The 26,745-nt window shown below is 63.5% G+C and carries 30 protein-coding genes and 1 tRNA gene; 13 read left to right on the forward strand and 18 right to left on the reverse strand.

Going from position 1 to position 26,745, the window contains the following annotated elements:
* Positions 1 to 146: 146 nt before the first annotated feature.
* Complete coding sequence (locus tag ACSU04_RS07745; protein WP_439288982.1) at positions 147 to 2,180, reverse strand: acyltransferase family protein; 2,034 nt, start codon at positions 2,178 to 2,180, stop codon at positions 147 to 149.
* Between the two features lie 293 nt (positions 2,181 to 2,473).
* Between ACSU04_RS07745 and ACSU04_RS07750 the strand changes: the two genes are divergently transcribed.
* Positions 2,474 to 2,854, forward strand: coding sequence for a hypothetical protein (locus ACSU04_RS07750; protein WP_439289447.1), 381 nt, complete (start codon positions 2,474 to 2,476; stop codon positions 2,852 to 2,854).
* Here the strand turns inward: ACSU04_RS07750 and ACSU04_RS07755 are convergent.
* From ACSU04_RS07755 to ACSU04_RS07770, 4 genes are all read right to left on the reverse strand, one after another.
* Positions 2,782 to 2,937, reverse strand: coding sequence for a HipA N-terminal domain-containing protein (locus ACSU04_RS07755; protein ID WP_439288983.1), 156 nt, complete (start codon positions 2,935 to 2,937; stop codon positions 2,782 to 2,784). The genes ACSU04_RS07750 and ACSU04_RS07755 overlap by 73 nt on opposite strands.
* A complete protein-coding gene (locus tag ACSU04_RS07760) occupies positions 2,937 to 3,191 on the reverse strand; it encodes a helix-turn-helix transcriptional regulator (protein ID WP_439288984.1) in 255 nt (84 codons plus the stop codon). The genes ACSU04_RS07755 and ACSU04_RS07760 overlap by 1 nt, the downstream gene beginning before the upstream one ends.
* Before the next feature lie 173 nt (positions 3,192 to 3,364).
* Positions 3,365 to 3,437 (reverse strand) — tRNA-Arg (locus ACSU04_RS07765).
* A gap of 75 nt (positions 3,438 to 3,512) precedes the next feature.
* Positions 3,513 to 4,073 carry an asparagine synthase gene (locus tag ACSU04_RS07770; RefSeq protein WP_439288985.1) on the reverse strand — a complete coding sequence of 187 codons (561 nt, stop codon included), beginning with the start codon at positions 4,071 to 4,073 and terminating at the stop codon, positions 3,513 to 3,515.
* A gap of 128 nt (positions 4,074 to 4,201) precedes the next feature.
* On the opposite strand from ACSU04_RS07770, the gene ACSU04_RS07775 reads away from it, so the two are divergent.
* A complete protein-coding gene (locus ACSU04_RS07775; protein WP_439288986.1) occupies positions 4,202 to 5,038 on the forward strand; it encodes an SDR family NAD(P)-dependent oxidoreductase in 837 nt (278 codons plus the stop codon).
* 6 nt (positions 5,039 to 5,044) lie between these two features.
* Here ACSU04_RS07775 and ACSU04_RS07780 read toward each other — a convergent pair whose 3' ends face one another.
* The 8 genes from ACSU04_RS07780 to ACSU04_RS07815 all read right to left on the reverse strand — a co-directional run bounded on the left by ACSU04_RS07780 (position 5,045) and on the right by ACSU04_RS07815 (position 11,980).
* Positions 5,045 to 5,917 carry a hypothetical protein gene (locus ACSU04_RS07780; RefSeq protein WP_439288987.1) on the reverse strand — a complete coding sequence of 291 codons (873 nt, stop codon included), beginning with the start codon at positions 5,915 to 5,917 and terminating at the stop codon, positions 5,045 to 5,047.
* Positions 5,914 to 6,159, reverse strand: coding sequence for a hypothetical protein (locus ACSU04_RS07785; protein WP_439281541.1), 246 nt, complete (start codon positions 6,157 to 6,159; stop codon positions 5,914 to 5,916). The genes ACSU04_RS07780 and ACSU04_RS07785 overlap by 4 nt, the downstream gene beginning before the upstream one ends.
* Before the next feature lie 42 nt (positions 6,160 to 6,201).
* Positions 6,202 to 6,870, reverse strand: coding sequence for a GntR family transcriptional regulator (locus tag ACSU04_RS07790; RefSeq protein WP_439288988.1), 669 nt, complete (start codon positions 6,868 to 6,870; stop codon positions 6,202 to 6,204).
* An 82-nt stretch (positions 6,871 to 6,952) separates the two neighbouring features.
* The gene (locus ACSU04_RS07795; protein WP_439288989.1) at positions 6,953 to 7,870 is read right to left on the reverse strand and encodes a sulfurtransferase; all 918 of its coding nucleotides are present in this window, start codon (positions 7,868 to 7,870) and stop codon (positions 6,953 to 6,955) included.
* A gap of 161 nt (positions 7,871 to 8,031) precedes the next feature.
* Positions 8,032 to 8,475 carry a Fe-S cluster assembly sulfur transfer protein SufU gene (sufU, locus tag ACSU04_RS07800; RefSeq protein ID WP_439281544.1) on the reverse strand — a complete coding sequence of 148 codons (444 nt, stop codon included), beginning with the start codon at positions 8,473 to 8,475 and terminating at the stop codon, positions 8,032 to 8,034.
* Positions 8,472 to 9,767, reverse strand: a complete 1,296-nt coding sequence (locus ACSU04_RS07805) for a cysteine desulfurase (RefSeq protein ID WP_439288990.1) — start codon at positions 9,765 to 9,767, stop codon at positions 8,472 to 8,474. The genes sufU and ACSU04_RS07805 overlap by 4 nt, the downstream gene beginning before the upstream one ends.
* A 54-nt stretch (positions 9,768 to 9,821) precedes the next feature.
* Positions 9,822 to 10,160 carry a DUF6804 family protein gene (locus ACSU04_RS07810; protein ID WP_439281546.1) on the reverse strand — a complete coding sequence of 113 codons (339 nt, stop codon included), beginning with the start codon at positions 10,158 to 10,160 and terminating at the stop codon, positions 9,822 to 9,824.
* A gap of 50 nt (positions 10,161 to 10,210) precedes the next feature.
* Positions 10,211 to 11,980: a helix-turn-helix domain-containing protein gene (locus ACSU04_RS07815; RefSeq protein WP_439288991.1), complete on the reverse strand. Its 1,770-nt coding sequence runs from the start codon at positions 11,978 to 11,980 to the stop codon at positions 10,211 to 10,213.
* 110 nt (positions 11,981 to 12,090) lie between these two features.
* On the opposite strand from ACSU04_RS07815, the gene ACSU04_RS07820 reads away from it, so the two are divergent.
* The 8 genes from ACSU04_RS07820 (at position 12,091) to ACSU04_RS07855 (ending at position 19,506) form a co-directional block, all read left to right on the forward strand.
* Complete coding sequence (locus tag ACSU04_RS07820; RefSeq protein WP_439288992.1) at positions 12,091 to 13,266, forward strand: alcohol dehydrogenase catalytic domain-containing protein; 1,176 nt, start codon at positions 12,091 to 12,093, stop codon at positions 13,264 to 13,266.
* A complete protein-coding gene (locus ACSU04_RS07825) occupies positions 13,259 to 14,122 on the forward strand; it encodes a 3-hydroxyacyl-CoA dehydrogenase family protein (RefSeq protein WP_439288993.1) in 864 nt (287 codons plus the stop codon). The genes ACSU04_RS07820 and ACSU04_RS07825 overlap by 8 nt, the downstream gene beginning before the upstream one ends.
* A complete protein-coding gene (locus tag ACSU04_RS07830) occupies positions 14,119 to 14,883 on the forward strand; it encodes an enoyl-CoA hydratase/isomerase family protein (protein WP_439288994.1) in 765 nt (254 codons plus the stop codon). Before ACSU04_RS07825 ends, ACSU04_RS07830 begins: the two co-directional genes overlap by 4 nt.
* An 81-nt stretch (positions 14,884 to 14,964) precedes the next feature.
* Positions 14,965 to 15,198: a hypothetical protein gene (locus ACSU04_RS07835; protein ID WP_439288995.1), complete on the forward strand. Its 234-nt coding sequence runs from the start codon at positions 14,965 to 14,967 to the stop codon at positions 15,196 to 15,198.
* On the forward strand, positions 15,188 to 16,699 hold the full coding sequence (locus ACSU04_RS07840) for a sodium:solute symporter family protein (RefSeq protein WP_439288996.1): 1,512 nt from the start codon (positions 15,188 to 15,190) through the stop codon (positions 16,697 to 16,699). The genes ACSU04_RS07835 and ACSU04_RS07840 overlap by 11 nt, the downstream gene beginning before the upstream one ends.
* A gap of 11 nt (positions 16,700 to 16,710) precedes the next feature.
* The gene (locus tag ACSU04_RS07845; RefSeq protein ID WP_439288997.1) at positions 16,711 to 17,109 is read left to right on the forward strand and encodes an acyl-CoA thioesterase; all 399 of its coding nucleotides are present in this window, start codon (positions 16,711 to 16,713) and stop codon (positions 17,107 to 17,109) included.
* On the forward strand, positions 17,102 to 17,884 hold the full coding sequence (locus ACSU04_RS07850; protein WP_439288998.1) for an enoyl-CoA hydratase/isomerase family protein: 783 nt from the start codon (positions 17,102 to 17,104) through the stop codon (positions 17,882 to 17,884). Before ACSU04_RS07845 ends, ACSU04_RS07850 begins: the two co-directional genes overlap by 8 nt.
* Before the next feature lie 2 nt (positions 17,885 to 17,886).
* Entirely contained in the window at positions 17,887 to 19,506 is a 1,620-nt protein-coding gene (locus ACSU04_RS07855) for a class I adenylate-forming enzyme family protein (RefSeq protein ID WP_439288999.1), read from the forward strand.
* 58 nt (positions 19,507 to 19,564) lie between these two features.
* On the opposite strand, the gene ACSU04_RS07860 is transcribed toward ACSU04_RS07855, so the two are convergent.
* Positions 19,565 to 20,812, reverse strand: a complete 1,248-nt coding sequence (locus ACSU04_RS07860) for an FAD-binding protein (protein WP_439289000.1) — start codon at positions 20,810 to 20,812, stop codon at positions 19,565 to 19,567.
* Between the two features lie 171 nt (positions 20,813 to 20,983).
* Between ACSU04_RS07860 and ACSU04_RS07865 the strand changes: the two genes are divergently transcribed.
* Positions 20,984 to 21,451, forward strand: coding sequence for a hypothetical protein (locus tag ACSU04_RS07865; protein WP_439289001.1), 468 nt, complete (start codon positions 20,984 to 20,986; stop codon positions 21,449 to 21,451).
* Positions 21,452 to 21,496: 45 nt separating this feature from the next.
* Here ACSU04_RS07865 and ACSU04_RS07870 read toward each other — a convergent pair whose 3' ends face one another.
* From ACSU04_RS07870 to ACSU04_RS07880, 3 genes are all read right to left on the reverse strand, one after another.
* Positions 21,497 to 22,063 carry an NADPH-dependent FMN reductase gene (locus ACSU04_RS07870; RefSeq protein WP_439281557.1) on the reverse strand — a complete coding sequence of 189 codons (567 nt, stop codon included), beginning with the start codon at positions 22,061 to 22,063 and terminating at the stop codon, positions 21,497 to 21,499.
* An 85-nt stretch (positions 22,064 to 22,148) separates the two neighbouring features.
* Entirely contained in the window at positions 22,149 to 22,283 is a 135-nt protein-coding gene (locus tag ACSU04_RS07875) for a methionine/alanine import family NSS transporter small subunit (protein ID WP_439281558.1), read from the reverse strand.
* On the reverse strand, positions 22,280 to 23,908 hold the full coding sequence (locus ACSU04_RS07880; RefSeq protein WP_439281559.1) for a sodium-dependent transporter: 1,629 nt from the start codon (positions 23,906 to 23,908) through the stop codon (positions 22,280 to 22,282). The genes ACSU04_RS07875 and ACSU04_RS07880 overlap by 4 nt, the downstream gene beginning before the upstream one ends.
* Positions 23,909 to 23,972: 64 nt before the next feature.
* On the opposite strand from ACSU04_RS07880, the gene ACSU04_RS07885 reads away from it, so the two are divergent.
* A complete protein-coding gene (locus tag ACSU04_RS07885; RefSeq protein WP_439289002.1) occupies positions 23,973 to 25,010 on the forward strand; it encodes a zinc-dependent alcohol dehydrogenase family protein in 1,038 nt (345 codons plus the stop codon).
* 23 nt (positions 25,011 to 25,033) lie between these two features.
* Here the strand turns inward: ACSU04_RS07885 and ACSU04_RS07890 are convergent, their stop codons facing one another.
* Positions 25,034 to 25,609 (reverse strand): helix-turn-helix domain-containing protein, encoded by a 576-nt coding sequence (locus ACSU04_RS07890; protein ID WP_439289003.1) that lies wholly within the window; start codon positions 25,607 to 25,609, stop codon positions 25,034 to 25,036.
* 118 nt (positions 25,610 to 25,727) lie between these two features.
* Between ACSU04_RS07890 and ACSU04_RS07895 the strand changes: the two genes are divergently transcribed.
* On the forward strand, positions 25,728 to 26,741 hold the full coding sequence (locus ACSU04_RS07895) for an alpha/beta fold hydrolase (protein ID WP_439289004.1): 1,014 nt from the start codon (positions 25,728 to 25,730) through the stop codon (positions 26,739 to 26,741).
* Positions 26,742 to 26,745 lie beyond the last annotated feature (4 nt).

A 26,745-nucleotide genomic window follows, 5' to 3' on the forward strand; every position in this document is an offset into this window, starting at 1 on the left:
ACAATTGCGGGGTGAGCTACACGGCAGCGATGTGGATGGGCCTTCCCGGATCAGTGGCTCAACACTCACTGTTCTGGTGATTAAGGCAAGAATCGGCCGCCAGGGCTTCGGGTCGTTCGCCCGGACCTGACCAGGCGAGCCTGCGGTCATGCGCCAGCCTGCTCATCCTGGGAGCCCAGAGCGATCTGATACTCCAGCCAGGGGGCGAGCAGCGCTTTGCCTTGCTCCGAGAAGTGCGTGCCGTCTCGGTAGATCTCCTCGCCATTCTGCGCCACGCTCAGGCATTCGCCCGTCGGGCACGTCGCACCCTTGAAATCGAGCAGTCGCACGTTGGCGTACTCGTCGGCGACGCTGGCGGCAACGTCGTCCTTGCAGGCGACTCGCTGCGAGGTCGTGTTTCCGGAGTCGCCGGTGTCCCGATCGTTGGCGAGCAAGATCAATGGTGGGGTCGGCAGCTGGTTGCCGATCGAGACGAGAAGCTCCAATTGCGAGCGGTAGCGCTGTGTCCAGGCATCCGTGCACGGTTCGAGCCATTCGCCGCCGTGGAGCTGGTCGTTGACATCCCACTGGTTGCGCAAGATGTACACGTCGGGTTGGTGCTCGGCGTTCGCGGCAAGAAGTCGATCCTGCCACGACCAGCAATCCGTCTTGGTGTCCATCAGATAGCCGTCGCCGGCCCGTGCGGTGTCGGCGTCGAAGATGCCGCAGCCGCCCTTGGCGACGTCGATCGCGGACACAGCATCGCCACCATAGGTGGCGAGTGCCGAGTACATGTCGACGGCAACAGAGTCGCCGATCACGGCCACCGTGATCGGGCCACCGTCGTCAGCGACGGGCAGCGTGACCGTACTGTCGACGGAGAAAACCTGGCGTGGATCGGTCTGCTCGGCCACCGCGGCAGAGGCGGGGGCATTGGCTCGTTGGATTGGGAGATACCACGCCAGTGCAATGACGACAGCGAATGACGCCAGGATCGCGACGAGCGCCGCGCCTGGCTTCCACTTCTTTTTGCGGATCGGCTCTGTGATCACATAATGCAACACGAGCGCGACCAGGAAGGAGAGGACTCCACCGACGACGAAAAGAACGAGCGGATGGAACTGGGTGCTGATGAGGTGCGTGAGCAGCCAGTACACCGGCAGGTGCACCAAGAAAAGCGAATAGGACATGATGCCCACCACGGTGAAGGGCTTCCACGCGAAGAAGCGCCCCATCGCATTGCCGGGGAGGCAGATACTCGCGATGAAGACCGCGACCGCGACCGAAATCGCAGCAAGACCGCCCTGGTAGAGCCAGGGCTCGTGGTAGCTCTCAGTGGCGATGCTCGCCGCGACCACGACGATCAGCGCGATGGCACTCACCGTGGTGATGATGATGCGCGCCGGTATTGTCGCGTGCACTGTCGCCCAGCGCGGTGACTTCTCCAGGATCCACGCGATGAGAGCGGCAAAGGCCGCACCGGCGGCGAAGCTGACGACACGCACGTCCGTGCCGAGGTAGAGGCGGTCGAAGTTCGTGCCGTCGAACAGAAGCGGGGCGACGAGCGATGAGGCGGCGAGCCCGACGAAGAGCCAGACCACCAGCGCCCCGACGCGTCGGCGAGACAGGAACCAGAATGCGAGGACGAGCACCGGCCACACGACGTAGAACTGCTCCGTGACGGCGAGCGACCACATCTGCCCGAGTGGGACGATCTGCCCGGCCTGCTCCCAGTACGCGGCGCCCGTGCCGACCTGATGCCAGTTCGCGACTTGCGCGAGCGCGAACAGCGTGGTGTCTGCGGCGCTGTGCAGCTCCTCGACGGCACCGAACTGCCAGGTGATGTAAAGCACGGCGACAAGCGTGACGACCACGCCGGGCAGGATGCGTTTGGCGCGACGGCCGTAGAAGGCGCCGAAGCCGAGCCGGCCGGTACGGCGCAACTCCTTCACCATCAGGAACGTGATCAGGAAACCGGAGATCACGAAGAACGCGTCGACACCGAACAAACCTCGAGAGGACCACCCGGTGTGGTAGAGGAGCACCGATGCGATGGCGATCCCTCGTGCACCGTCGATCGCCGCGAAGTAAGGCTTCGCCGGCGGTTTGACCCCATTCGAGGCGGCCGGGATGCTGGGCGTTCCCGCGGCAAGACCGAGCTCTCGCGCTTCGCGTCGAGTCATTCCCACGGTCGATGTCACTTGGCGAATCTAGATCTGCCATGCCGATGCCGCAGGCATCTGTCGAGTCCACTGCCGCATTTAACCCCCGCGTCACCCTATCTGAGGGCTAGGCAAAAACGGGACTCGAACGCCTAACCATCGTGTTCCATCCTTTCTTGAAGAAGGGAACGAAAGCCAGCCCGATTCAGTGGGTGCTGGAGCGGATGCGGTCCCGCGATTGTGGTGACCGAAATCGGTAATTTTGTCCAGCAAATCACCGGTTAGCTACTCCAAGTGGGAATATCCCGCCGTTCATCCGCGAGCTCGACTACATGCCGCCACTGAAGGTGATGCTCCACACCGAGCGCGCACTGCTCGCTGTAGCCCAGGCCGACACCGACGCCGAGGGGCACTCCGCAGCTCTCAGCCGCTTCATGGTCCGCTCCGAGCCCGCCGCCTCGTCGAAGATCGAGCGCATCAACGCTTCCGCCCGCGACTACGCCAAGGCGCTGGCCGGCAACAAGGGCAACGACTCCGCCACCAGCATGGTCGCAGCATCCGCCGCCCTCCACGAGCTGATCACCAAGGTCGGTGAGAGCGCGCTTCGAGCTCGACTACCTCAAGAGCGCCCACCGTGCGCTCATGGCCGACGACCCCCAGGAATCGCGGACAACGGGGTTGCCCGCGATTTCTGGAGATACTCCTCGTCGTAGAGGAACTCCACCAGTTCTGTCTGACCGCGCATAAGCTTGCCGGCGAACCGACCGTCAAGCCAGACATCGAGAACGTCGACCATCACAGGTCCTCGAATATCTCGTCCAGAACGTCCGAGCGCTCACTGGGTTCAAGGGAGATGGTGGACCCCAGAGCAGCCGCGACGTCGATCGCAGCACCGAGGGAAGTGTTGACCTTCCCCGACTCCAGGTCATGCACCCACCGCCTGCTCTTGCGCACCGCTTGAGCCAACTCATCCTGCGTCATATTCGCCCGCAGCCGACTGGAGCGCACGAACGCAGCAAATGCTGCGGCGGACTGCACCTGCACGACCATGATCAACCCCCGCGTGAAGAATACTTCTCATTGGCTCTTATGGGAACAATACTTCACTTTGCGGCGAATGGGAAGTATTCTGCACATCGACTCCGCGGGCTCGATCTCTGATTCAGAGGACTCTGGGAGCAACGCAGAAACGGCCTCCACCGTAGCGGAGACCGTTTCAACTGTGCGCCCGAAGGGACTCGAACCCCTAACCTTCTGATCCGTAGTCAGATGCTCTATCCATTGAGCTACGGGCGCATATTTTCGGCCTGTTCCAGTGGAACGGGCCTCACAAAGAATACATGACGGAGGGCCCGAACGCGAAACCGGGCGTCAACCCGCCGCTTCGCGCTTGCGCTTTGCACGCTGCTGCGATGACAACGCCTGCAGATCGACGAGGCGAAGCGCCTGCATCCGCGCCTCGCGCATGACCTCGTATTCAGGATCTTGGTCAGGACGCATGCCTTCGACGTGCAATCGGCGATCGAGATTGCCACGCACATCACCCCAGGCAGCCTCCCGAGCATCCTCAACGAGCACACCCAGCTTCTCTGGGTCATCTGCCATCGCCTTCAGCCGGTCGGCGACACCAGCCGACTGTTTGGCTCGGCGGCGAAGATTGCGCACATCACGATCGCGGTAGTCGTGCGTACCCGATGGATCAGAGTGACGACCCCGCGCACGCCGACGCAACGTGGTCACCATCTCGGCCGCCTGCTCGGATTCCGCTGCCATCGCATGCAGCGCGTCGCGCGCGACATCCAGGTACTGGGCGGCATCGAACACCCCACCCTTAGCGATCGTGCCGACAAGGATCTGGTTCTTCACCGTCAGCCGTGCCGCGGCCGTGGCAATGGCGACGCCCTCGGCGATAGCATCCGCAGTTCGTCCCACCACAACCTCCTCTCGAAAGCGTACCGTTACCCGCAGACGTCCGTGTCGGCCAGAATAGACTCAACAGGCTCTCCCCGACTGCAAAGAAGCGAACGGCGCATACCCGAATGCGCCAGGAGGAGGATTGGATGCGACAGCTCACCCTGGCCGGACACACCACGGTCATCACCGGCGCCGCCAGCGGCATGGGTGCGGAGATCGCGCGCCAGCTGTCCGATGCCGGCGCACACCTCGCTCTCGTCGACCACAATGCCGAAGCTCTGGAGTCCCTGGCCTCCGAGTTGCCAGGCACAGTCACCGTCCACGTCGTTGATCTGCGCGATGACGAGGCTGTGACGAAAACCGCCGCTGCCATCACCGCCGCTCACCCGCAGATCAACGCGCTCATCACCTGTGCCGGCTCCTCAATGCTCGGCACCCTCGAGCAGCTCACCATGGAGGAGATGCGCTGGCTCGTCGATGTGAATTTGTGGGGCACTGTCTCGATCACCAAAGCGCTGCTGCCGGCACTGCGCGCGGCACCGGCTGCGCACATCACCCATCTCGCCAGCGTCTATGCGCTCGCCGCGCCCGCGGGACGCATCCCCTATGCGATGAGCAAATTCGCCGTGCGCGGTTTCTCTGAGGCTCTGCGCCACGAGCTGGAGGGCAGCACTGTGAGCGTCGGTGCTGTGTATCCGGCGGGTGTGCGCACAGGCATCATCCTCCACGGACGCTACGCCGCCGCCATCGATCCTGCTGTCGCCGCACGCGCAGCCTCAGCCCAGGCTGCGATGTACCACACCGAACCAGCGGATGCCGCGGCACGCATCATCCGCGCGACCGAACGCCGCAGGGCCCGGACAATGGTCGGGCGTGAAGCGCGGCTCATCGACGTGCTGGTGAGGCTGTCTCCGACTGGCTACTGGCGCGCGATGCGCGGGACGTTACGGCAGGCGACTGACACGACGACGCCGGTGAGCTAGCGCCTGTCAGCGCACGGCCCCCACCCAGATCGCTGAAGCCCAGATCTGCTGGTCTCCATCGCACCCCACAGACCCGGGGTATCCACGCACGAGCGCCATGCAGTTTGCGAGGAACTCAGGATCTCCGCCGAACATCGACTGATATGCCGAGGATGAGTTCAACGTTCCCCACACTTTGAACTGATAGATATGGCCGAGTTCGTGCGCCATGGCCCAGTTCAACCGGGACTCATTCCACCCTGCCACGTCAGCGCGATACTTGATGTAGCCGTTGCTGTTCGCGCACGCGGGCGCAGACCCGCCGGCGCAAGACGCCGATTCGTAGAGACCGACTCCGCCACCTCCGACACGATCGAGTGCGGCACGCACCCTGGCATATCCATCTGGTCCGCTGCTTGACCAGAGCGGACCCGCTGCCGCCGGAGTGCGCCGCTGCGCAGCCTCCCACGTACCAAGCTCGCCGCTCACCTTTTCCGTGAGCGCGTGGATCGTCGCTGTCGCATTCGTCACGACCACGGGGTCAGCGCGTTCAACGAGCACCGCGTCTTGCGTGGCGATCGCCGCTGCAAGGTGCGCTGCAGTGTCGATCTTCCCCTTGGCCTTTTCGAGCGCGTCACTCAGCGCCGCGACCTCAGCGACGAAGTCAGGCCGCGCAGCGAGCACGGCATCAAGGTCGGCTTTCTCATCCTCATGGTGCGCGATCAGTGACTCGATGTAACCGCCTCTGGCGCCAGCTGACGCAATCTGCGTCTGTAGGCTGTCTGCCTGGGCAACCAACTCCGCCCGCTGATCTTCAAGAGCCTGAGACTTGGCAGCGATTGCGCCGCCGCCGATGACCACGAAGCTCATGATGATCGCGAGCGCCCGTCGAAACGTCACTCCAGGAACCCTTCAGTATCGGCCAGCTGTGCCTGCTCATCAGCGATCGCCGATCGCAGGGTGGTCAGCGTCTCAGCGTGCGTCAGGTTCATCGCGCGCGCACGTTCTAGGCTCTGCTCCAACACGACGACGTTCCGTGTTGCTTGCTCGAGTGCCACTTCACGTTCCTGATCGGCGAGCACGACAAGTACTACCCCGCTCAGAAGCAGAAGGCCGCCCAGGCCGAGGGTGAAGATTCGCATGCATATTCCCACTGATCGGAGTCCCCCTCCGCGTGCATAAATCTAGCGGTTCGACGTTGCATTTAGTGACGCCGCGTCTATGAAGCGCTGCTCAGCGTCTCTTCGCCCCGCAGCCAGATGCCGAGACACCAACATCTTCACCAGCTCGACATCACGCGATGCGATCGCTTCAAACAGCCCGCGGTGTTCCGCAGCCATCGCCACCAGATCATCGTGCGCACCGAATACCCACTTCAGTCGCGTGGCGAAGACCTGGACCAGCTCGGTGAGCATGTCATTTCCTGCCAGCACTGCCATGTACTCGTGGAACGCACCGGCGACGGCACGGGACTCGCATACATCGCCTGCGTGTGCCGCGCGCTCCTCCCGCTCCAACAGCTGCCTCAAGCTCGCGAGGCCCTGCTCGTCGTGGCGCTCTGTCGCATAGACGAACAGCAGTGTCTCGATGGACTCGCGCACCTCGGCAAAGTCCTGAATGTCGTGGAACGTGAACTCGCGAACGATGGCCCAGGTTCGGGGGCGGGCGACGACGATCCCCTCGGACCCGAGGGCGCGGATCGCCTCGCGCACCGGCAGACGGGAGACGTCAAGTTCGGCGGCGATATCGCGTTCTACAAGCTTCGAACCGGGCGTCCTTCTGCCCAACACGATGTCTTCCCTCAATATGCGCGCCACGCGCGCCGATTCAAGCTCCCCGAATGATTCCCCCATGCGGGCATTCTCCCACTCAACTGCGGTTTTGACCAGTTTTGGTATCCCTTCCATCAGGTCCTCACTCGGCCCGTGGGAACGCTCACACTGTCGTCAGACGTCCCGATGGCAGGATGCCGACCGCGACAGGCTTGCCCCGCGTGTTCGACCATTGGCTCCAAGATCCCGGGTACACGCGCGCACGAATCCCCGCGTGTTCTAAAGCAAGCACCGAGTGCATGGCGGCGACCCCCGAGCTGCAGTACACGCCAACGGCGGTGTCCGCATCCACACCGGCGCTGGCGAAGATACGCCGAAGGACATCGGGATGCTGCAGCCGGCCATCGCTTGCGACCGCCACCATCGCCGGCAGATTCACCGCGCCGGGAATGTGACCCGCGACGGGCGCACCTGCCGTGCGCGTGCCGTTGTACTGCTCAGGCGTGCGCACATCGAGCAAAACCCCATGCTCGATGAAGTCACCGAGCTCCTCGATCTCCAACACGTCGAACGCACTGTCATGATTGAGAGAGACACCGTCGTGATTGAGAGAGACGTCGTCGTCGTGGTGGAGCGAGACGTTGCCGGCAGCCGGGCGGACATCTCCCGTCTCGACCGGCAACCCCTCGCCGACCCACGCGCGAATGCCACCATCAAGCACTCTCGCGTCGATCCCGGAACGCCGCAGCAACCACCACAGACGAGCTGCGGGCACGCTGCGGTTATCGTCGTAACCGACCACGATGTCGCCGTCACTCAGGCCCCAGCCGCGAGCTGCCCGCTCAAGGTCAACGCTCTCAGGCAGTGGATGCCGCCCGTCTTCGGGCTGCCCTCGACGCGCGAGCTCATGTTCGAGATCTACGTACACTGCGCCGGGCAGGTGTGACCGCACATACTCGGGCCTGCCTTCCGGCCGGTCGAGTCGCCAGCGCACATCGAGCAACCGCACGGCGGGGCCGGCACCGTGCTCTGCGGAGCGTTGCAGATGCAAAAGCTGCGCCACGCTGACGAGGTGAGTCATCTCAACAGCATCCGCGCCCGACGTTCAGCGGTCACCTGTCGATGACACGAGCGTTAACGAAGCGTCACGGTGGGAAATGAGACGACTCTCTGGGTCACATGTCCGCTGGGCTCACTGGCAGACGGTTCGCCCTTGCGAAGTTCGCGGCCCGGAATTCCGTTTCAGTTCAACTTGCGCAGTGCATCTTCGGCCGCAACCCAGGCGAGCATGGCGCACTTCACCCTGGCGACGTAGCGGGAGACGCTGCCGAGGGCTGCCGCATCGCCGAGCAGTTCTTCATCGGGCTGGATCTTGCCCCGCGAGCGCAGCGCCTCACGGAATGAGTCGATGCGCGTCTGGATCTCGGGCACCGTCATACCTTCGACGAGTTCTGCGAACAGCGACGCCGAGGCCTGCGAGATCGCACAGCCGTGGCCCTCCCACGCGACAGCCTCGATCGTGCCGTCAGCGGCGGGATGCACCTGCAGGGTGATCTCGTCACCGCAGGTGGGATTGAGCTGATGGGACTGTGCCGCGACCTCATCACGCAAGCCGAAGCCGTGCGGTGTGCGGGAGTGGTCGAGAATCAGCTCCTGGTAGAGATTTTGCAGGTCACTGGAACTCATGAGCGCACTCCGAAGAATTCAATGGTCGCGACGACGCCTTCGATCACGGCGTCGACCTCGGCCTCGGTCGAGTAGAGGTAGGTGCTGGCGCGGGTGGACGATGTCACACCGAGACGTCGGTGCAACGGCTGCGCGCAGTGGTGGCCGACCCGCACGGCGATGCCACGATCGTCGAGGAACTGCCCGACGTCATGCGAATGGATGCCAGGGATGTCGAAGCTCGCCAGCCCCACTCGCGGCAGGTCGATGCCCGCGCCGAGCACGCGCACGCCATCGATCGCAGAGAGTCCATCGACAAGGCGGCGGCCGAGACGCTCTTCATGATCGGCGATCCGTGGCATCCCGACCGCGGTGAGATAGTCGATTGCTGCGGCGAGCGCGACCGCCTGCGACACCCGCTGAGTGCCAGCCTCAAACCGCTGCGGCGGTGGCAAGTACTCAGCCTCCGTTGTCGTGACGGTGGTGATCATCGATCCACCGGTAAGGAACGGCGGCATCACTTCGAGTAGCTCGCGACGCCCGTAGAGCGCGCCAATGCCGGTGGGCCCCAGCATCTTGTGCCCGGAGAGGACGGCGAAGTCGACGTCAAGCGCACGGACATCGAGCGGCAGATGCGGTGCGGACTGGCAGGCGTCGAGCAGCACGAGTGCGCCGACCTCGTGGGCGGCTGCGATGATCTGCTCGACCGGGTTGATGACGCCGAGCACGTTGGAGACGTGGATGACGGCGACGATCTTGGTGCGCTCGTTGATCGGGTCCTCATCGAGCCGCAGGGCGCCGTCATCGTCGATCGGGATGATGCGCAGGGTTGCGCCGGTGCGCGCAGCGAGTTCCTGCCACGGGATGAGATTGGCGTGGTGCTCCATCTCGGTGGTGACGATCTCGTCGCCGGGACCGATCCGAAGCCTCGTGGCCGCCGCTCCCCCGCGGCCGATGGACGCGTTCGAGAGCGAGTACGCGACCAGGTTGATCGCCTCGGTGGCGTTGGAGGTCCAGACGATTTCGTCGTCATCGGCGCCGATGAAGCGCGCGAGCGTGCCGCGTGCGTCTTCGAATACCTCGGTCGCCTCAGCGGCGAGGGTGTGCGCGCCGCGATGTACCGCGGAGTTCAGTGTGGTGGCGAATTCACGTTCCGCGTCGAGGACAGCCAGCGGGCGCTGCGAAGTCGCTCCGGAGTCGAGATAGACCAGCGGATGCCCGTTCACCTCGGTCTGCAGGATCGGGAAGTCCTCGCGGATGCGGAGGATCTCAGCATCCGTCAGAGGAAGGTCTGCAGGAATGGTCGTGCTCATCCTTCAAGTTTCTCATCTGGCCGCTCCCCCCGGGCCAGGTGACACCGGGCCAGGTCACGCCGCGGGGATGGTCCGCTCGTTCTTGACCAGCGCCCCGGCCGTGATGAACGCCAGCGCCGCGACGAAGTGCGCGACCGTCCACACCCAACCACTGAAGCCGAACGGAAAGATCGGATTCCAGATCACCGCGACGGCAAGAAAGACGATGCTCCACCACCACTGCCCTGCAGTGAACGCGAACCACGCGACGATGACCGCGAGGATCGCGACGAGGTAGAGAATCACCGTTGCGACGGTCCCCTCGGGGAACAGGGGCGAGAGGAAAAGTGCGATCGCCGCGAGCAGGCCTGGTGCGAGGGCATTGCGCTGCGTCTGCGGGGCGGAGGAAGTCATGCCTTCTATCTTCCCGCACTTCCAGTTCGCCTGCGAAGCAGGGTGACCTGCTAGTCGTTGTGCCGTGAAAGTTCGTGCTCGCGCACTTTCCAGAGTCGAAGGGCCACGTGAAGGTCAGTGCGCAGACGCCCTGTTGCCCACTCTGGTGTGATCAGCTCACCTATTCGACGGACCCGCTGCCGAAGCGTGTTGGGATGGATGTGCAGCGTGCGGGCCGCAGCCTCCACGTTTCCGTCGAATTCGAGGTACTCCCATGCTGTGTTGAGCAGCGATGTGTTGTGGGTGTCGTCATACTCGATCAGGGGTGCGAGGGTGTGCCGAATGAGCTCTGCTGCGGTCGAAGCGGGAAGATGCGCGAGCGTGAGCCCGGCGAGCCCGAGGTCCCATCGCGGGTCGGCCACGCCAGTGATGTCAAGCGCCTGCATCGCGCGCACTGTGCGCTGCGTCTGCTGCAGCGCCTGCTGCACACTCAGCGCGGTGAGCACAGTTTCGACCTCGGCGACCCGCGATCGCGTGCCGGTTGCAGCGAGGAATCGCTCCACCTCTTCGCCAGGCAGGTTCGATCCGATAATCACCAGAAGTCCATCCGATTCGCCGGTGATCCCGCCCCTGCGCGCAATCAGATCACGCAGTTCGGTGCGCGCGGCGTGCACATTGCCGCACCCCACGGCCAGCACATCGATCTTCGCGCCCTCACGCAGCCAGTAGCGCTGCAGCTGGCCAGCGATCTGCTTCCAATCGCGACCCGCCCCCTGCCCTAATCGCAGGACTAGGCTTTGCTGTTCCTCGGCGGAGGCGGCCGCGCCGCGTTCTTCAAAAAGGATCATTGCGGTCAGCACCGGGGCACCGCGTTCGAGGAGCAGGCGCTGTTCGTGCCCCAGCTCGCCCTGCGCTTCGAGGGCACCGAGAATGCGGTCGCCCGCAACAGCCGTGCAGGTGACCGTTCCTCTCGTGGGGTATCCCGAAAGCTCTGAGCGATGCAGATAGCGGACCTCCGTCTCAATCTCTTCAGAGACAGCGTGAGCAAGTTCACCGGGGGATGCCTCCTGTTTGAGGAGGTCGAAGAGCCTCTGATCGAACCCTTCGATTCTGGCGAGGAACGCATTGCGAGTTTCGGCCTCGGCGCGGGCGTCATCTCGCTCGACGAGCCGGGCGCGCAGCTCGTCGATGAGTTCGGCACGTTTGAGCGCGACGGCAGCAAGCCCGGCAATCTGACTGAGCAGGTCAACTTCGCGGGATGTATAGCGTCGGCCATACCGTTCAGCGACGAGGAGCGCACCGAGCCGTTCACCTCTCACGCTCATGGTGACAGCGAGGATCGACGTCACTCCTTCGAGCCTGACCGCCTCGTCGACCGCCTCGATATGAGGGAAGGAATCGTCGTCGAGGTACGACTCGGTCTGGGCAATCGTGGATCCTCCGGCTGCCTGGCCCAGGATGCCCGTACCCAGCGGCATGCGCAGCGACCGGTACTCCGGTGTGAGTACGCCGTCAGTCGTTCGAATGTACGTCTCTTGCTCTGGGGACAGATTCAGGCTGATGTAAGACATATCGCTTCCGAGGAGCAGCTTGCTTCTCCGGCACACCAGTTCGAGCGTCTCATCGACGTCGACCGCGGCATTGATGCTGGTCGCCGCCTCGACAATGATGCGTGCGGCCTCGCGCTGCTGTCGAGCCTGCAGCATTTCCTCTCGTAGGTGATTCACCGACGCCACACTGGAGGGCTCAAGACCGAGCGTCGATGTGAGCTCGTTGATCCGGCTGGCCTCCTCCGGCACGGCGCCCAGGAGGTGCAGGAGACGAGAGATGGAATCAATCATGTATCGCAATTTACACTTCAGCGTGTCAGGTATGTTGACCACGACATATTGAAGACGGGGCCAATCTGGTTGGCTGGAGCACGTTCAATGGCGAAACGGAAGGGCCGGAAATGAATGCAGTGGGTCCATCAGGGCGACACGTTCGAGGCGCAGTCTTGCGCAGGCTCGATGCGTCGGCTCCGTTCGCTCAATCGATGCCGTTGACCATCGAAGACTTGGAACTCGCAGCACCTGAGGGACGCGAGATCCTCGTACGCATCGAGGCTGCAAGCATCTGCCACTCGGATCTCTCTGTAGTCGAGGGTGTGCGCCCCCGCCCCACTCCGATGCTTCTTGGTCACGAGTCGGCCGGAATCGTCGAAGAGCTCGGACCGGACGTCACAGATATCAAGATCGGCGATCGCGTCGTCATGACCTTCCTCCCTCGCTGCGGGGAGTGCACGCAATGTCAGACCGGCGGGCGCCTGCCCTGTTCACTCGGTTCCCATTCGAACGAGGCGGGTGAACTGATCGGCGGAGGGTTCCGTCTGGGCACACTCGCGGACACCGGCGAGCAGGTCCATCACCACCTCGGCGTTTCCGGCTTCGCGACGCGCGCCGTCGTGGACGAGCGCTCCGTCGTCGCAATCGGTCACGATGTACCCCCTGACGTCGCGGCAGTGTTGGGCTGCGCAGTGTTGACCGGCGGCGGAGCCATTCTGAACGCGGCGAATCCGACCCCTGGTGCCACGGTCATTGTGGTGGGACTCGGCGGTGTCGGCATGGCGGCAGTCCTGATGGCGCTCGCGCTCGGCCATCCTGTGATCGGAGTCGATGCAGTGCTGAGCAAGCGCGATCTCGCCGTGCAGCTCGGTGCCGAGCAGGCATTCGATCCGGCGAGCGCCATAGCCGAGGCTGCGCGGAGCGAGCTCGTCATCGACGCGACCGGAAATCCGCGCGGCTTTGAGACTGCCGTCGCCTTGACAGCGCCAGGCGGGACCACGGTCACGGTCGGGCTCCCCGCACCAGGAGCGATGAGCGAGATCAGCCCGCTCGGACTGGTCGCAGAAGCCCGCACCATCGTGGGCAGTTACCTCGGATCCGCCGTCCCGCGGCGAGACATCCCCAAGTTCATAGATTTGTGGCGACGCGGACGTCTCCCCATCGAGCGGCTCATCAGCTCAGAGGTTTCGTTGGAACACATCAATGAAGCCATGGATGCGCTGGCCTCCGGTGCACAGCTGCGCCAGGTGATCCGATTCGACGACGCACATGAGCGAACAACAACGGGAGAAAACTGTGGCTGAGATCACTCGCGTGACCGTAATCGGCGCTGGTGCCATGGGCAGCCAGATCGCGATGCTCGCGGCCCTTGCCGGCTGCGAGACCACTGTGGTGGATATTGATGAGCAGCGGACCGATGCTGCCCTCACGAAGGTGCGGGGCACGGTCGCGCGATCCGTCGAACGCGGAAGGTTGGACGCAGAGCAGGTTGAAGCGGCCCTTCCGCGACTGACCTCAAGCACCGATCTCGCCGGATCCGTCCGAGACGCCGACTTCGTCATTGAGGCCATCATCGAAGATCTCGACGCGAAGCGCGCGCTCTTCGCGGAACTTGGCAGGTTCGCCCCCGCGGACGCGATCTTCGCCACGAACAGTTCCAGTATCGTGTCGAGCCGGCTCGCCGATGTGCCGAAACCTGGTCGAGTGTGCAACATGCACTTCTTCAACCCGGCACTGGTGATGCAGCTGGTGGAAGTCGTCGGGGGCGCACATACTTCGCCAGCGACGATTGAGTCCGCGGTGCGCCTCGCCGAGCGGATGGGAAAGACCCCGGTCGTGGTGAAGCAGGAGATCTTCGGGTTCATTGCCAACCGCATCGTCGGTGCGATCTTCGACGAGGCGATCGCTCTGCTTGAGGCGGGAGTCGCGACGCCAGAGGAGATAGACACCGCAGTCACAAAGGGCCTCGGTCATCCGATCGGCCCCTTCGCACTGCTCGACATGACCGGCATCGACGTGAACGTCGGAATCAAGAGGCTTGAGGCGCAGGAGACGGGAGACCCGTCGAGGGGCCCGTCTCGGACTCTGCTGGATCTCGAAGCCCGAGGCCGACTCGGCAAGAAGAGCGGCCGCGGATTCTACGAATACGGTGCGCAATGAATGACGCAGTAATTGCCGAGGTGAGCGGCCGGGTCGGGATCATCACGGTGAATCGACCGGACGCACTCAACGCACTGACTTTTGACGTGGTGCGCGCGATCTCGCAGCAGTTCGATACCTGGCGCGATGATCAGTCGGTACACGGAGTCGTGATCACGGGTGCGGGCGACAGGGCATTCGCCGCTGGCGCCGATATCACGGACCTTCAAGGCAAGCGCGTTGCGGAGATGACGGACACCGGCATGCAGCACTGGATGACCGTGATCCGCGAGTCGCCGCTGCCGAGTGTTGCCGCCGTGAGTGGTTTCGCGCTCGGCGGCGGGTTCGAACTCGCGCTGGCGTGCGATATTCGCATCGCAACCCCGGCCTCGAAGTTTGGCTTTCCTGAGACGGGTCTCGGCATCATTCCCGGCGCCGGCGGCACTCAGCTGCTGTCGCGCTACGCCGGCATCTCTGTGGCGAACTATCACGTCTTGACGGGCGCGTTAATGAGCGCCGAACGTGCCCACCAGCTGGGCCTCGTCAGCGAACTGCATGATGCAGCAGACATTCGGGATGCGGCCATCGCCCTGGTGCAGGCGATGTCAGAACGCGGACCACTCGCGCTGCGTCTCGCGAAACGAGCCATCCGTTCCTCCGCCGACACGAGCCTGGCCGCCGGCCTCGAGCTCGAACTCCTCGCGCAGGCCGCGCTCTTCGGTACGGCGGAACGCGATGAGGGCCTCGCGGCGTTCGTCGGCAAACGCACGCCCAACTTCTGAACACCCAAAGTAGAAGGTACGAAAGGAATCGTTGTGCCAAACCAACAACCTCGGACATCGGCGTCTCGGGGGTTCTTCAAGATGTCGAAGTTCCGCCTCATCTCGACGCTCGTCGTCATCGCGATGTCGATTGTGGCGTTGACGCCCTGGTCATACGAGACGACGGTCGGATCGATACCGATCATCAACATCTCGCTCATGGCGATCATGTTCGTCGGATTTATCGTGCTGATCATCGACCTCGTGGTGACTCGAGACAAAGATGCTGGTGCTGACCCGCGCCAGAGAGAGGAGCGGCTGAACCATGACCGATAACATCGTTCCCCTGATCATTCTTGCGATCTACCTCATCTTCGTGGTGGCGGTCGGTGTGTATGCCCGGATGCGGTCGAAGAAGTCGACCAGCAAGGACTATCTCACCGGCAGTGGCGATGTGAACGTGTGGGTCAACGGCTTCGCCATCTTTGCGGCGTTCGCAACCGGCGGCACCATGCTCGGCAACATCGGCCTCTCGTACGCCGGCGGCTGGGGGTACATCACGGCCTACAACGCTGGCGTTGCGCTGGGATATCTCATCACCACGTTCTTCCTCGCCAAGACGCTGCGCAACATGAATGTTGCGACCGTACCGGAGTTCATCCGCAAGCGCTTCAACAGCAAGACCCTCAGCGTCATCGTCCCGCTGATTCTGATCGGCACCCTCGTCGCATACCTCGTCGCACAGATGAAGGTCGGCGGAATGCTGGGTGAGCAGCTCTTCGGATTCTCATACGAGTGGTCCGTGATCGGCGTCGGCGTCGTGTACATCTTCTACACCTTCTACGGTGGCATGCGGGCGGTGACGCTCACCGACTTCGTGCAGGGCCTCTTGATGATCTCGGTCGTCGTGATCTGCGGCGGCTTCGCGCTCGGCGCGAACAGCGGTGCGGCAAACCTGTACGACCTCGCGACGACGCTTCGCCCGCAGTGGGAAGGCGCGGAATCGTTCCCGCTCGCCTCCTACATCGGCGCATTCGTGATCTGGGCGACGGTCAACGCGGTGCTACCGCACACGGTGATGCGTATCTTCGCCGCGAAGAACGAGCGGCAGGGTCGCGCCTCGCTCGCGATCGGCCTCGGCCTATACGTCGTGACCGCAGTCGTCACGACCGTGTTCATCGTGGCCGCTGTCGTGATCCTCGAGGGCGGGGACGATCTCGCCGCACCCGACACGACATTCCTCATCTTCCTTGCGAAGCAGACGCCCGCCTGGGTGGCTGGCCTCGCGTATGCGGGCATCTTCGCTGCGGTTATGTCGTCCGTCAGCGCAATGCTGCTGGCACTCGGTGGCGCGTTCGCATACGACCTGGTCGCAGAACTCAAGCCGAATATGAACGACAAGACAAAGCGTCGCCTCACCAGTTGGAGTGTGCTGGGTTTCGGTGTTCTGACGCTGGTGCTGTCGCTGAACCCGCCCGAACTGCTCACACTGCTCTACAGCGCGGCAGTCGGGCTTCTGGCATCGGGGCTCTTCTTCCCGACTCTGCTCGGCGTGTGGTGGAAGCGGATGAACAACGTCGGTGCACTCGCCGGCGTGATCGTTGGCGCGATTTCGTACCTCGTCTTGCTGTGGGGCACAGCGATGCCCGCGCTTTCGCAAGTCACGGTCTCGCTGCCGCTCTCGCTCATCGCGTGCATCGTCGGATCGCTCGTGACGAAGCCGCCGCGCCCCGAACAACTCGCGAGAATCACGATCGCCCACGAGCGTGAATTCATCGAGGCGGACGACGAGCAGAGGCCCGAAGCAAACGCCGTATTGGCGTCGGACAGCAAGTAGGAGACAGACGCGTGTACACCACGATCATCGCGCCACGGGTCAGCGATACTGACGCGGTCGGGCACATCAACAACACGGTGCCTCCGGCGTGGTTCGAAGCGGGCAGGGCTGATCTCTTCGCGGAGTTCCGCCCCGATCGTTCGCTCGAGAACTGGCCCCTCATCGTCAAGAAGTACACGATCACGTTTGATCACGAGACCGTGTACGGACGGGACGTGACCGTGGAGTGCCGCGTCGCCAGCATTGGACGCACGTCGCTCGTCCTGCACGAGACCATCGTGCAGGACGGGCGTGTGTCCGTAACCGGGGAGGTGGTGTACGTGCACGTCGGTGAGGACCGACGGCCGACGCCCATCCCCGCCGATATTAGGGAGCGACTCACGTCGCAACTGGAGGAAGACCATGTCTGAACGCGTACTTGTCGAAACAGTGGGCGGGGTGTGCACGATCAGCCTGAACCGATCCGACGCACTCAACGCGCTGGAAAACAGCATGATCGCTGCGATCAATGCCGCGCTGGATGAGGCCGCGGTCGACGAGCGTGTGCGTGCGATCCTGATCCGTGGTGAGGGACGAGCATTCTGTGCAGGCGATGACCTCATCGACATGGGAACGCCAGAGCACCCGGAGCCCAGTGATCTCCATGACAAATACGCGGATGGCTACCCGAGCATCGTGAGGCGCATACTCGAAATCCACAAACCCATCGTGGTGGCCGTACGCAAGTACGCACTGGGGGCGGGCTTCGAGATTGCGCTCGCCGCCGACATCATCGTGGCGGAGCCCACCGCGAAGTTTGGGCTGCCGTTCGTACTCCGAGGCATCGCCGCAGGCACGAGCCTGCTGCCCAAACGGGCGCCCCGCCACCTCGCAAACCGCTTACTGTTCCTCGGCGATATGATCACCGCTGAAGAGGCTCATACGTTGGGCATCGTCGCAGCGCTCAGCTCTGAAGACCAAGACGTCGACGATCTGGCGCGCACCATGGTCAATCGGCTTGCGATCTCCGCGACCCGTGCGATCGGACTCATGAAATCAGCATTGAACGCCTCCGTAACGCTCAGCGCGCAGGATGCCCTCGCAATGCAGGTGGGTGCAACAGTCGGCAGCGTACTGACGAATGATTTCGCCGAGGGCAAGCTCGCGTTCACACACCGGCGCGACGCGCAGTACGAAGGGAAGTAACGATGAACGCGGTGCCGATTCGCGACACACAGGTACGAGATCTTCCGCTGCACGCCTACGTGGAAGCGCATGCGCGTACGCATCCCACACGCCCTGCGATCCACTTTGCCGAAACGACCTACACCTATGGTGAGCTCCAGCGTCAGATCGAGCAGCTCTCCACGTATCTTGCGGGACGCGGGGTATCCCGCGGTGACACCGTGGCGGTCTTCATGCAGAACTCCCCGCAATTCGTGATCTCAAGTCTTGCCATCCAGCGCCTCGGCGGGACAACCGGTCCATGCAACCCGATGTTCAAGGAATGGGAGCTCGAGTACCAGCTCAGGGATCTCGGCGCGAAAGTGCTGCTCACCTTCGACGATCTCCTCCCCGTGTTCCGCGCCACCACTGGCACCTCGGTCGAGACGGTCGTGCTCACGCGGTGGTCCGAGGCGACCGCAGCACCCGACCGGTTGCCCGTCCGCGACACGGTCGAGCCAGTGCACGACGCGGGGGTTCTCGAGACCGCGCGGTTTGGTGAAATCGTCACACGTCGTGCAGATGTGGTCTCCGGTGCAGAGATCGACATGCAGAACGATGTCGCGCTCATCATCTATACATCCGGGACCACCGGAAAACCCAAAGGAGCGATGCTGTCGTTCCGCAATGCCGAGTTCAAGACTGCGGCGACCGTGCAGACGTATGGGTTCACCCATGAGGACGTCTTCTCTGCGGCGATGCCCATCTTCCATATTGCAGGCATGACGGTCGGCATGAACAGCCCGCTCATGGTGGGAGCGTCCACGGTTCTCGAGGCACGGTTTGACCCAGACCTTTTGTTGCGCGACCTCGAGGAGCATCGCGTCACCGTGACCTACACGACGCCTCCGATGGTGACCGCCATGCTCGACAGCGATCTCATCTCGCGGGTCGACCTTTCCGCCATCAGGCTCTCGCCCGGCACGAGCTTTGGCGCGCAGATCACTGAAGAGCTGTCTGATCAGTGGGAGAAGTACAGCGGGGCACCGATGTTTGAGTGGGCCTACGGAATGAGTGAGACGCACACCGGCAACACCCAGATGCCGCCAGAAGCAATCCGCTACGGATGCCATGGGAAGCCCGTCTTCGACACCGAGATCCGCATCGCCGACCCGAACGATCCCGCGCGCACGATGCCGCAGGGCCAGGCCGGTGAGATTCTGGTGAAGTCACCGAGCGTTTTCGTCGGCTACCGCAACCTTCCCGAGGCCACGGCCGAGGCCATGTTCGACGGGTGGTACCGCACGGGCGATATCGGACGCATCGACGCGGACGGGTACCTGCTGTTCGAGAGCCGCAGCAAAGACATGATCAAATCCAACGGCTATTCGGTCTACCCCGAAGAGGTCGAGGGGATGATGGTCCGCCATGAGGCAGTGCGTGAGGCCGCCGTAGTCGGATATGCGGATGCGAAGCGCGGAGAAAGTATCCGAGCCTACGTCGTGCTGCGCCAGGGTGCGGAGCTCTCCGAGGAGGAACTCATCACATGGACGCGCGAGCGGATGTCAGCCTACAAATATCCGCGCCAGATCAGATTCGTTGATCAGCTGCCCAGCACAACAACGGGGAAACTGCAGCGCGCGCGCCTACGCAACCTCGATTGAAGACGACATCGATTGAAGACGACATCGACTGAAGGCGACACCGACGTTGCGCTCGGGCTCACCGAACCGCGAACACTCGGTCAAGATGCGCGTTGCGGAACTTGCCCTCGGGGTCGACGCGTGCGGCAAGCGCGGTGAAGTCCGGGAGCCGCCGGAACCCCGCTGCCTGATCGAAACCGCGACTGTAGACCTTGCCCCAGTGCGCGCGGGGTGTGAACGGCGCAAGCGCGGCTTCGATGTCTGGCAGGAGTGCGGCGACCTCAGCCGGGCGCTGGTGCCACGTGAAATGGATGGCGACCCGAGGACCGCCTTCTCCCCCACTGAGCCAGAGATCATCGCCCGCGAAGGTGCGGAACTCGCTGACATGCAACAGCGGATCGATTCGGTCCCCGAGCGGCCGGATGGCGCGCAGCGCGTCGACCGCGTGCGCCCGCGGCACGAAGAACTCAGACTGGATCTCGTTGCCGCCGGCGCTGGGTGCGCGGTCGAAACGGAAGTGGGCGAGCCTGCTCGACCATGCTCCGCTGGTACCGAGCGGAGTCATGTTGTCATCAGGCGCATCGCCCTCGATGACTGCGTGGACATCAGCCGTAACGCGGTCGCCGCCAAAACGCTGTGCCGCAGCTTCCACCCCGTCGCCACGGTTCTTGAACCATAGTGTCGACAGGGTCGGGCTGCTCCATCGACCCAAGCCGCTGACGCTGTACGCGCCACTCATGATCTCGTCGAATTCGCTGAGGAACGTCTCCCAGGCGACACCCGTGTAGACCTGCTGGGAGATGTCGTAGGTGGGCTCGATCGCGAGAGTCATGCGGGTGATGACGCCCAGTGCACCGAGCGCGACGACGCTGCCGTCGAAGTCAGGATCTCCCGCGCGCACCCGGCTCAGTTCGCCGTCGGTGCCGATGCGTTCGATGCCACGCACGGCGGTGGAGAGCACTCCGTTTGCATCGCCGGAGCCGTGTGTCGCGGTGGCTGTGGCTCCGGCGACCGAGATGTGCGGCAGCGAGCCGAGATTGTGCAACGCCCAGCCGTGCTCCTGCAAGAAGGCTGCGACGGCCCCGTAGGGAGCAGCGCCAGGGACCGTGACAGTGCGCGCGGCCTCGTCCAGTTCGAACGGCAATGAGATGTCACTCAACGAGATGAGCTGCGCGGCATCCGCGATGTCGTTGAAGGAGTGGCGAGTGCCGAGCGGTCTGATCTTCGACGCGGTCGCGATCAGCTGCTGCGCGTCGGGGATGTCCACGGGACGCAGAACGTCCGCGGGTGTGAAGACGACGTTGCCTGCCCAGTTGCTCAGTGCCATCTGTCCATCATGGCGTGTCTCGGGCTCAAGGCCCACCAGAATGACCCTGCGTCACGTCGCTGTCGCTGCCGCCGACTCCTCGACTCAGCGCACAAGTATCGTGCGCGGTCAACCCCTTGGCATCCGCCTTCAGAGCGCGTAGATTTTTTGTAGGTCCGGATGGAAGGGCTGATGAAGATGACTGACCCTCAGGGATATCAACCGACCACGACGCACGCGACGTGGGGCGCTGGAGATCCGCATCTGCGCATCACGCGCGGCGATGACCGTTTCGTGTTCCACATCACAACGAACATCGTGCACATCGGCGCCGCCACCGGCAACGAGCTTCTCCTGACAGAAACCGATCCGATACACGCGACGATCGTTCACGACGACGGCGACGAGTACGTCCTCACGCTGCACGGCGAGGGCGAGATGAGCTCCGACCATCACGACGCGGAAACCGAATCAGGCGAGCGTTCGGAGGTGCTTCGGACCGGATCCTGTTTCACTGCCGGGCCATGGCTGCTCGTCTTCGGGCGCGACGAGTTCGCCGACCACGGACGCCCATTCGGCGGACGAGAAGGTGGCGAGGGCACCAGCCAGCGCCCGCAGGCGGTGCGGCCCGACTACGGTCACCACGAGAACTCGCCCTAGCCGCGAGCTTCCGCAACGCAACTCGGGTGGGAGCAACCATCGCGCCTACTGTCGCGGCAGCACCGTCAGAACACGCTGGATGTGCTCGCGGTACTCCGCCATGTACGCGCGCAAGAACTCTTCCGTCGATGAATTCGTGATCGTTCCATCGTCGTGGAACACTTCGTGGGTGAAGTGAATGTACGCCTCGGGAGCAGTCATCTGCCTGGCGTTGCAGAACGCGAGCACGGCGCGCAGGCTCTGCTGCGCCACGGCGGTGCCGATGACGCCGATGGATGCTCCGATCACCGCAGTGGGGACGTGATCGAAGGAGTTCTGACCCCACGGACGTGATGCCCAGTCGATCGCATTCTTCAGTGCACCGGGGATGGACCGGTTGTACTCGGGAGTGACGAACAGCACCGCGTCGCTCGCCGCGATCGCAGCCTTCAGAGCGCGGGCCTCGGCCGGGTAGTCCGCATCATGGTCGGGACTGTAAAGGGGCAGTTCACCGATCGAAATCTCGGTGAACTCAAGATCGTCCGGAGCCACGCTGATCAACGCCTTCGACAGCACGCGGTTGATCGATGTGGACGACAGGCTTCCGACGAAGTATCCGACCTTGTACGCCATGACTGCTCCTCGCTGCTCGGTGAGTCACGTTGAGTGACGAGACCAGTGTGCGCCGTGGATGCCGCGAGCGGAAGCCCTTCCTGCGTCAGAGCTCGACCGGCGGCGCGGGTTCCGTCTCTGCCACCTCGGGGTGACGCGCAAGGTTCACGATCGCGGCGATCAGCCCGCCCCAAACCGTGATCATCGCGACGATCATGAAGATGATTGCTGCGGTGGTCATGCGCCCGTTCCCTTCTCCTGCGACGTCGGCGTCGCTATGCGGATCGTGTCTGTTTCCGGGTCAGGGTCGTAGCGCTCCTCGCCCAGGAATTCGTCGTAGTCCGGGTCATCCTTCGCATGCGAGCGTGCGCGCCACGGCACGAGCGAAAGCAGAACGGCGAGGATGACCAGCGCAATCACCATCCCCCAGCCGAAGATCGAGAGGAACCAGACCGGGTAGCCGCCGTACGGGTCCGAAATCTTCGTGATCAGTTCACTGATGAACAGGTAACCCAACACGACCGGGCCGAGGATGCCGATCAGCAGACGCCAGATACGTCCGACGCGGAAGCTGGAGCGACGGTTCAGGTGCTCTTGCAACGCCGGCAGTTTGTGCAGCATCCAGGCCACCACGATGATGGCTACGAGAGCGACGGCCATGATGCCGAAGGCGTTGACGAAGGCATCCGCTGTGTCGAGCACTGCCAGCGCCGTCGTCGTTGAGAACAGAGCCATCGATATCACCGCGAGCGGAATCGACACGGTGAGGGTGGTGCGAACGCGTCCCCAGCCGAGCTTGTCTTGGAGGGCCGCGACGATCACTTCGAGGATGGAGATGAGCGAGGTGATGCCGGCGAAGACCAGTGCTCCGAAGAACAGCACTCCGATGATCGAACCACCAGCCGCCTGCGAGACGATCGTCGGGAATGCGATGAACGCGAGCCCGATGCCGGATGTCGCGACACCCGCCACATCTGTTCCTTGCGCCTGAGCCATGAAGCCGAGAGCGGCGAACACCCCGATGCCGGCGAGGATCTCGAACCCAGAGTTGGCGAATGCGACGACGAGGCCGGAGCCGGTCAGGTCGGTCTTGCGCTTGAGGTACGAGGAGTAGGTGACCATGATGCCGAACGCGACCGACAGCGAGAAGAAGATGTGTCCGTATGCCGAGGCCCAGACACCCGGATCGGCGAGCGCCTCCCAGTTCGGGGTGAAGAAGGCGTTGAGCCCGTCGATCGCACCGGGCAGGAACAGCGACTGCACGACGAGGATGGCGAACATCACCGTGAGCAGCGGCATGAGCACCATGTTCGCCCGCCCGATGCCGCGCTTGACGCCGAGCGCCATGATCACGATGACGACCAGCCAGACGACGATCAGCGGGATGCCGACCTGAGGGACGAAGTCGGTGGAGACGCCGACCTCGGTGACATCCGCCATCTGCAGGAAGTCCGTGAAGAAGAAGTCGCTCTCGTTTCCCGGCCCCCAGGTGAGCTGCGCCGAGAACCAGGTGTACATCGCGGCCCAGGCGACGATGACGGCGTAGTAGACCGCGATGACCACGCAGATCAGGACCTGCCACCATCCCAGCGGCTCAGCAGCGCGGTGCATGCGCCGGAAGGCGAGCGGCGCCGACCCGCGAAAGCGATGGCCGATCGCGTAGTCGAAGAACAGCAGCGGGATGCCGGCGGTCAGCAGCGCACACAGGTACGGGATGAGGAACGCCCCGCCACCGCCCTCATATGCGACGTACGGAAAGCGCCAGATGTTCCCGAGCCCGACGGCAGAGCCGATGGCCGAGAGGATGAACACGTTCCGAGAGCCGAAGGCCTCGCGTTTTTGAGTCTGCGTCGATGCAGTTGTCATGCCGCAGACCCTACTCCAGTTGCGAAGTTCTGTCAGGGAGCAATCCGTCCCCAATACTGGACGAATGCAGGCAGTCATGTTCGACGCGATCGGTGCGACACCACGCGTCCTCGAAGTCTCTACCCCCGAGTGCCCGCCGAACGGTGTGATAATCCGGGTCGGCGCGACGGGAGTATGCCGTTCCGACTGGCACGCATGGCGGGGGCACGACCCTGTCGCGTTGCCCCACATCCCCGGTCACGAGTTCGCCGGCACCATCTCCGAGGTCGGCGACACTGTGCAGAACTGGCACGTCGGAGACCGCGTCACTGCGCCGTTCGTCAATGGCTGCGGCGACTGCGACACGTGTCGCCGCGGCGACGCGCACGTATGCCCGCACCAGACGCAGCCCGGCTTCACGCACGCGGGCTCATTCGCCGAATACGTCGTCGTGCACGCCGCCGATCTCAATCTCGTGGCGCTACCAGCGTCGCTCGATTTCACAACAGCTGCCGCGTTGGGATGCCGGTTTGCCACAGCATTCCGGGCAGTGACCGTTCACGCGCAAGTCGGCCCCGGCGATGAGGTCGCCGTGTTCGGATGCGGCGGCGTGGGCCTGTCGGCGATCACAATCGCCGTCGCGCTCGGCGCCCGCGTCACCGCGATTGATGTGTCGGATGCCGCGCTGCTTCGAGCGCGCGAGCTCGGAGCGGCCGAGGTAGTGCAGTCCGCTGGTCCCGTCGATGTGGTCGATGCGGTCGTGCGGGCGACCGGCGGCGGCGCACACGCGACCATCGATGCGCTGGGCTCTCCAGCGACGGCCAGTGCGGCTGTCCGGAGTCTCCGTCGGCGCGGACGACACGTGCAGGTCGGGCTCATGCTCGGAGCTGCCGCGAATGCCGCGCTCCCGTGGGATCGGGTGATCGCCTGGGAACTGTCAGTTACGGGTTCACACGGGATGCCGGCATCCGACTACCCGGCGATGATGTCGATGATCGAAGACGGACGACTGAAGCCAGCCACACTGATCGGCGGCCTCACCGATCTGCAGGGCGCCGCTGACGCACTCATGGCGATGGACTCTCCCGCGACGGCTGCGGGGATTGTGGTTGCGCGGCCGTAGCGGTGCCGCGCAGAGACTCGGTCTCAGACGTCTGCGAGATGCAGCCGGCCGCCCTGCCTACCGTAGATCGCGATGATTTCGGCGGGGATGTCGTCGAGCGCGTTGCCGATCCAGTGGGGGACACGGGTATCGAACTCCGCCGCTTCCCCGGCTGACAGTTCCGTCGCCTGCTCTGAGAGCACCAATCGAATCTTTCCGGAGAGGACGTACAGCCATTCCCGTCCGGGGTGCGAGTGAAACTTCGCAGGCGGCAATGCGGCGACGGCCGGGTAGATCACTTTGAACGCTTGCAGCTCTCCCCTGTTGATTCCCAAAGGCACGAAGGTCAAGCCTTCTTTGCGAACAGGGCGAAGGTGAACACGCGGATCCCCATGTGCAGGAGCGGCGACAAGTTCATCCAGAGGGATGCCATATACCCGCGCGAGCGGCAGCAGCTGCTCCAACGTGGGGCGGATCTGCGACGTCTCAAGACGTGACATCGTGCTGACCGTGAGGCCGGTCTGCGCGGCGAGATCCGACAGCGTGAGACCGAGCGCCTGTCGGTAGGCCCGTAGCCGAGGGCCAACCCGCTCGAGCACCGTCTCATCCGCCATCGTCATCATCCGCGCTCCGTAATTTGCATATATGGGACATGGTTCGCATATCCCCAAACATCCTCGCAATGATCAAACTATGAATCAAGCACCAAGACGATCGGGATGGCGACGAAGTTGGATAGTGGGGGCACTCGCGGCAGTACTTGCAGCGGGTGTGGCGATCGGAGTTCCGGTGGGCGCCAGCATCGCTTTCCCCACGGCCGCACCCGCCGCGGTCGCCACCTACGACCGCTACGACGCGGCGACGCGAGGCGACAACGATTTCAGTCAGCAGTTCACGCACGAGTTCGCGACCATCGACGACGTGAAGATGCACTACGTCACCGGCGGAGAGGGGCCACCCCTGGTCCTCATCCATGGCTGGCCGCAAACCTGGTTCGAATGGCGGGACATCATGCCTGCCCTCGCCGAACATCACACGGTGTACGCAATCGATCTTCCCGGCCTGGGGGACAGCGATGGCTCGCCGCGCAGTTTCGACAAGAAGACCCTCGCACAGTACGTGAACACGCTCCTTGACGATCACCTGCAGCTCGGGTCCGTCGATCTCGTCGCTCACGACCTCGGTGCAGGCGTCGGCTTCCAGTACGTCGCTCAATTTCCCGACCACGTAAACAGCTACGTCCACATGGACTACCCCCTCCCCAGCAGCGCGGCTCTCCCTGCGCAGCAGTACCGAACCTTCTCCTGGCATATGAGCTTCAATAGCCAGAAACCCTTGCCCGAAGAGATCGTCGATGACCGTGACGACGTCCGCACATACCTCGCGGAGTTCTACACGCAAGTCGCGTTCGGTGGTGCAGCGTTCGGCGGAGACCGCACATCACCGCCGTTTTCGAGCGCGCAGATCGACGAGTATGCCCGCACCTACAGCCAGCCAGAGAAGCTCAGTAACGGGTTCGAGCTCTACCGCACACTCGAACAGGATCAGCTCGACAATGACCTCGCCGGGCCGGTCAGCGTTCCTACCAAATTGATTACAGCGACCGGATCCCTCGCGAACACGATGCCCACGCTCACCCCGTTGTTCAATAATCTGCAGGACGCCGTGGAAATTCCCGAGTCCGGGCATTGGCTTCCCGAAGAGAACCCCGATGCGGTGGTTCGAGAGATCCTCGCCTTCATCGACCGCTGACACG

Source organism: Microbacterium sp. A84 (assembly GCF_051842815.1).
GTDB lineage: Bacteria > Actinomycetota > Actinomycetes > Actinomycetales > Microbacteriaceae > Microbacterium.

Excerpts from the sequence above, each read along its gene's own strand:
- ACSU04_RS07860 (WP_439289000.1), bottom strand. The coding sequence starts at position 20,812 with ATGGCACTGAGCAACTGGGCAGGCAACGTCGTCTTCACACCCGCGGAC.
- ACSU04_RS07890 (WP_439289003.1), bottom strand. The coding sequence starts at position 25,609 with ATGACGATGGCGGATGAGACGGTGCTCGAGCGGGTTGGCCCTCGGCTA.
- ACSU04_RS07795 (WP_439288989.1), bottom strand. The coding sequence starts at position 7,870 with ATGACTCACCTCGTCAGCGTGGCGCAGCTTTTGCATCTGCAACGCTCC.
- ACSU04_RS07865 (WP_439289001.1), top strand. The coding sequence starts at position 20,984 with ATGAAGATGACTGACCCTCAGGGATATCAACCGACCACGACGCACGCG.
- ACSU04_RS07755 (WP_439288983.1), bottom strand. The coding sequence starts at position 2,937 with ATGGTCGACGTTCTCGATGTCTGGCTTGACGGTCGGTTCGCCGGCAAG.
- ACSU04_RS07785 (WP_439281541.1), bottom strand. The coding sequence starts at position 6,159 with ATGCGAATCTTCACCCTCGGCCTGGGCGGCCTTCTGCTTCTGAGCGGG.
- ACSU04_RS07760 (WP_439288984.1), bottom strand. The coding sequence starts at position 3,191 with ATGGTCGTGCAGGTGCAGTCCGCCGCAGCATTTGCTGCGTTCGTGCGC.
- ACSU04_RS07850 (WP_439288998.1), top strand. The coding sequence starts at position 17,102 with ATGTCTGAACGCGTACTTGTCGAAACAGTGGGCGGGGTGTGCACGATC.
- ACSU04_RS07855 (WP_439288999.1), top strand. The coding sequence starts at position 17,887 with ATGAACGCGGTGCCGATTCGCGACACACAGGTACGAGATCTTCCGCTG.
- ACSU04_RS07885 (WP_439289002.1), top strand. The coding sequence starts at position 23,973 with ATGCAGGCAGTCATGTTCGACGCGATCGGTGCGACACCACGCGTCCTC.
- ACSU04_RS07875 (WP_439281558.1), bottom strand. The coding sequence starts at position 22,283 with ATGACCACCGCAGCAATCATCTTCATGATCGTCGCGATGATCACGGTT.
- ACSU04_RS07830 (WP_439288994.1), top strand. The coding sequence starts at position 14,119 with ATGAATGACGCAGTAATTGCCGAGGTGAGCGGCCGGGTCGGGATCATC.
- ACSU04_RS07775 (WP_439288986.1), top strand. The coding sequence starts at position 4,202 with ATGCGACAGCTCACCCTGGCCGGACACACCACGGTCATCACCGGCGCC.
- ACSU04_RS07880 (WP_439281559.1), bottom strand. The coding sequence starts at position 23,908 with ATGACAACTGCATCGACGCAGACTCAAAAACGCGAGGCCTTCGGCTCT.
- sufU (WP_439281544.1), bottom strand. The coding sequence starts at position 8,475 with ATGAGTTCCAGTGACCTGCAAAATCTCTACCAGGAGCTGATTCTCGAC.
- ACSU04_RS07820 (WP_439288992.1), top strand. The coding sequence starts at position 12,091 with ATGAATGCAGTGGGTCCATCAGGGCGACACGTTCGAGGCGCAGTCTTG.
- ACSU04_RS07810 (WP_439281546.1), bottom strand. The coding sequence starts at position 10,160 with ATGACTTCCTCCGCCCCGCAGACGCAGCGCAATGCCCTCGCACCAGGC.
- ACSU04_RS07840 (WP_439288996.1), top strand. The coding sequence starts at position 15,188 with ATGACCGATAACATCGTTCCCCTGATCATTCTTGCGATCTACCTCATC.
- ACSU04_RS07870 (WP_439281557.1), bottom strand. The coding sequence starts at position 22,063 with ATGGCGTACAAGGTCGGATACTTCGTCGGAAGCCTGTCGTCCACATCG.
- ACSU04_RS07790 (WP_439288988.1), bottom strand. The coding sequence starts at position 6,870 with ATGGGGGAATCATTCGGGGAGCTTGAATCGGCGCGCGTGGCGCGCATA.
- ACSU04_RS07805 (WP_439288990.1), bottom strand. The coding sequence starts at position 9,767 with ATGAGCACGACCATTCCTGCAGACCTTCCTCTGACGGATGCTGAGATC.
- ACSU04_RS07815 (WP_439288991.1), bottom strand. The coding sequence starts at position 11,980 with ATGATTGATTCCATCTCTCGTCTCCTGCACCTCCTGGGCGCCGTGCCG.
- ACSU04_RS07750 (WP_439289447.1), top strand. The coding sequence starts at position 2,474 with ATGCCGCCACTGAAGGTGATGCTCCACACCGAGCGCGCACTGCTCGCT.
- ACSU04_RS07835 (WP_439288995.1), top strand. The coding sequence starts at position 14,965 with ATGTCGAAGTTCCGCCTCATCTCGACGCTCGTCGTCATCGCGATGTCG.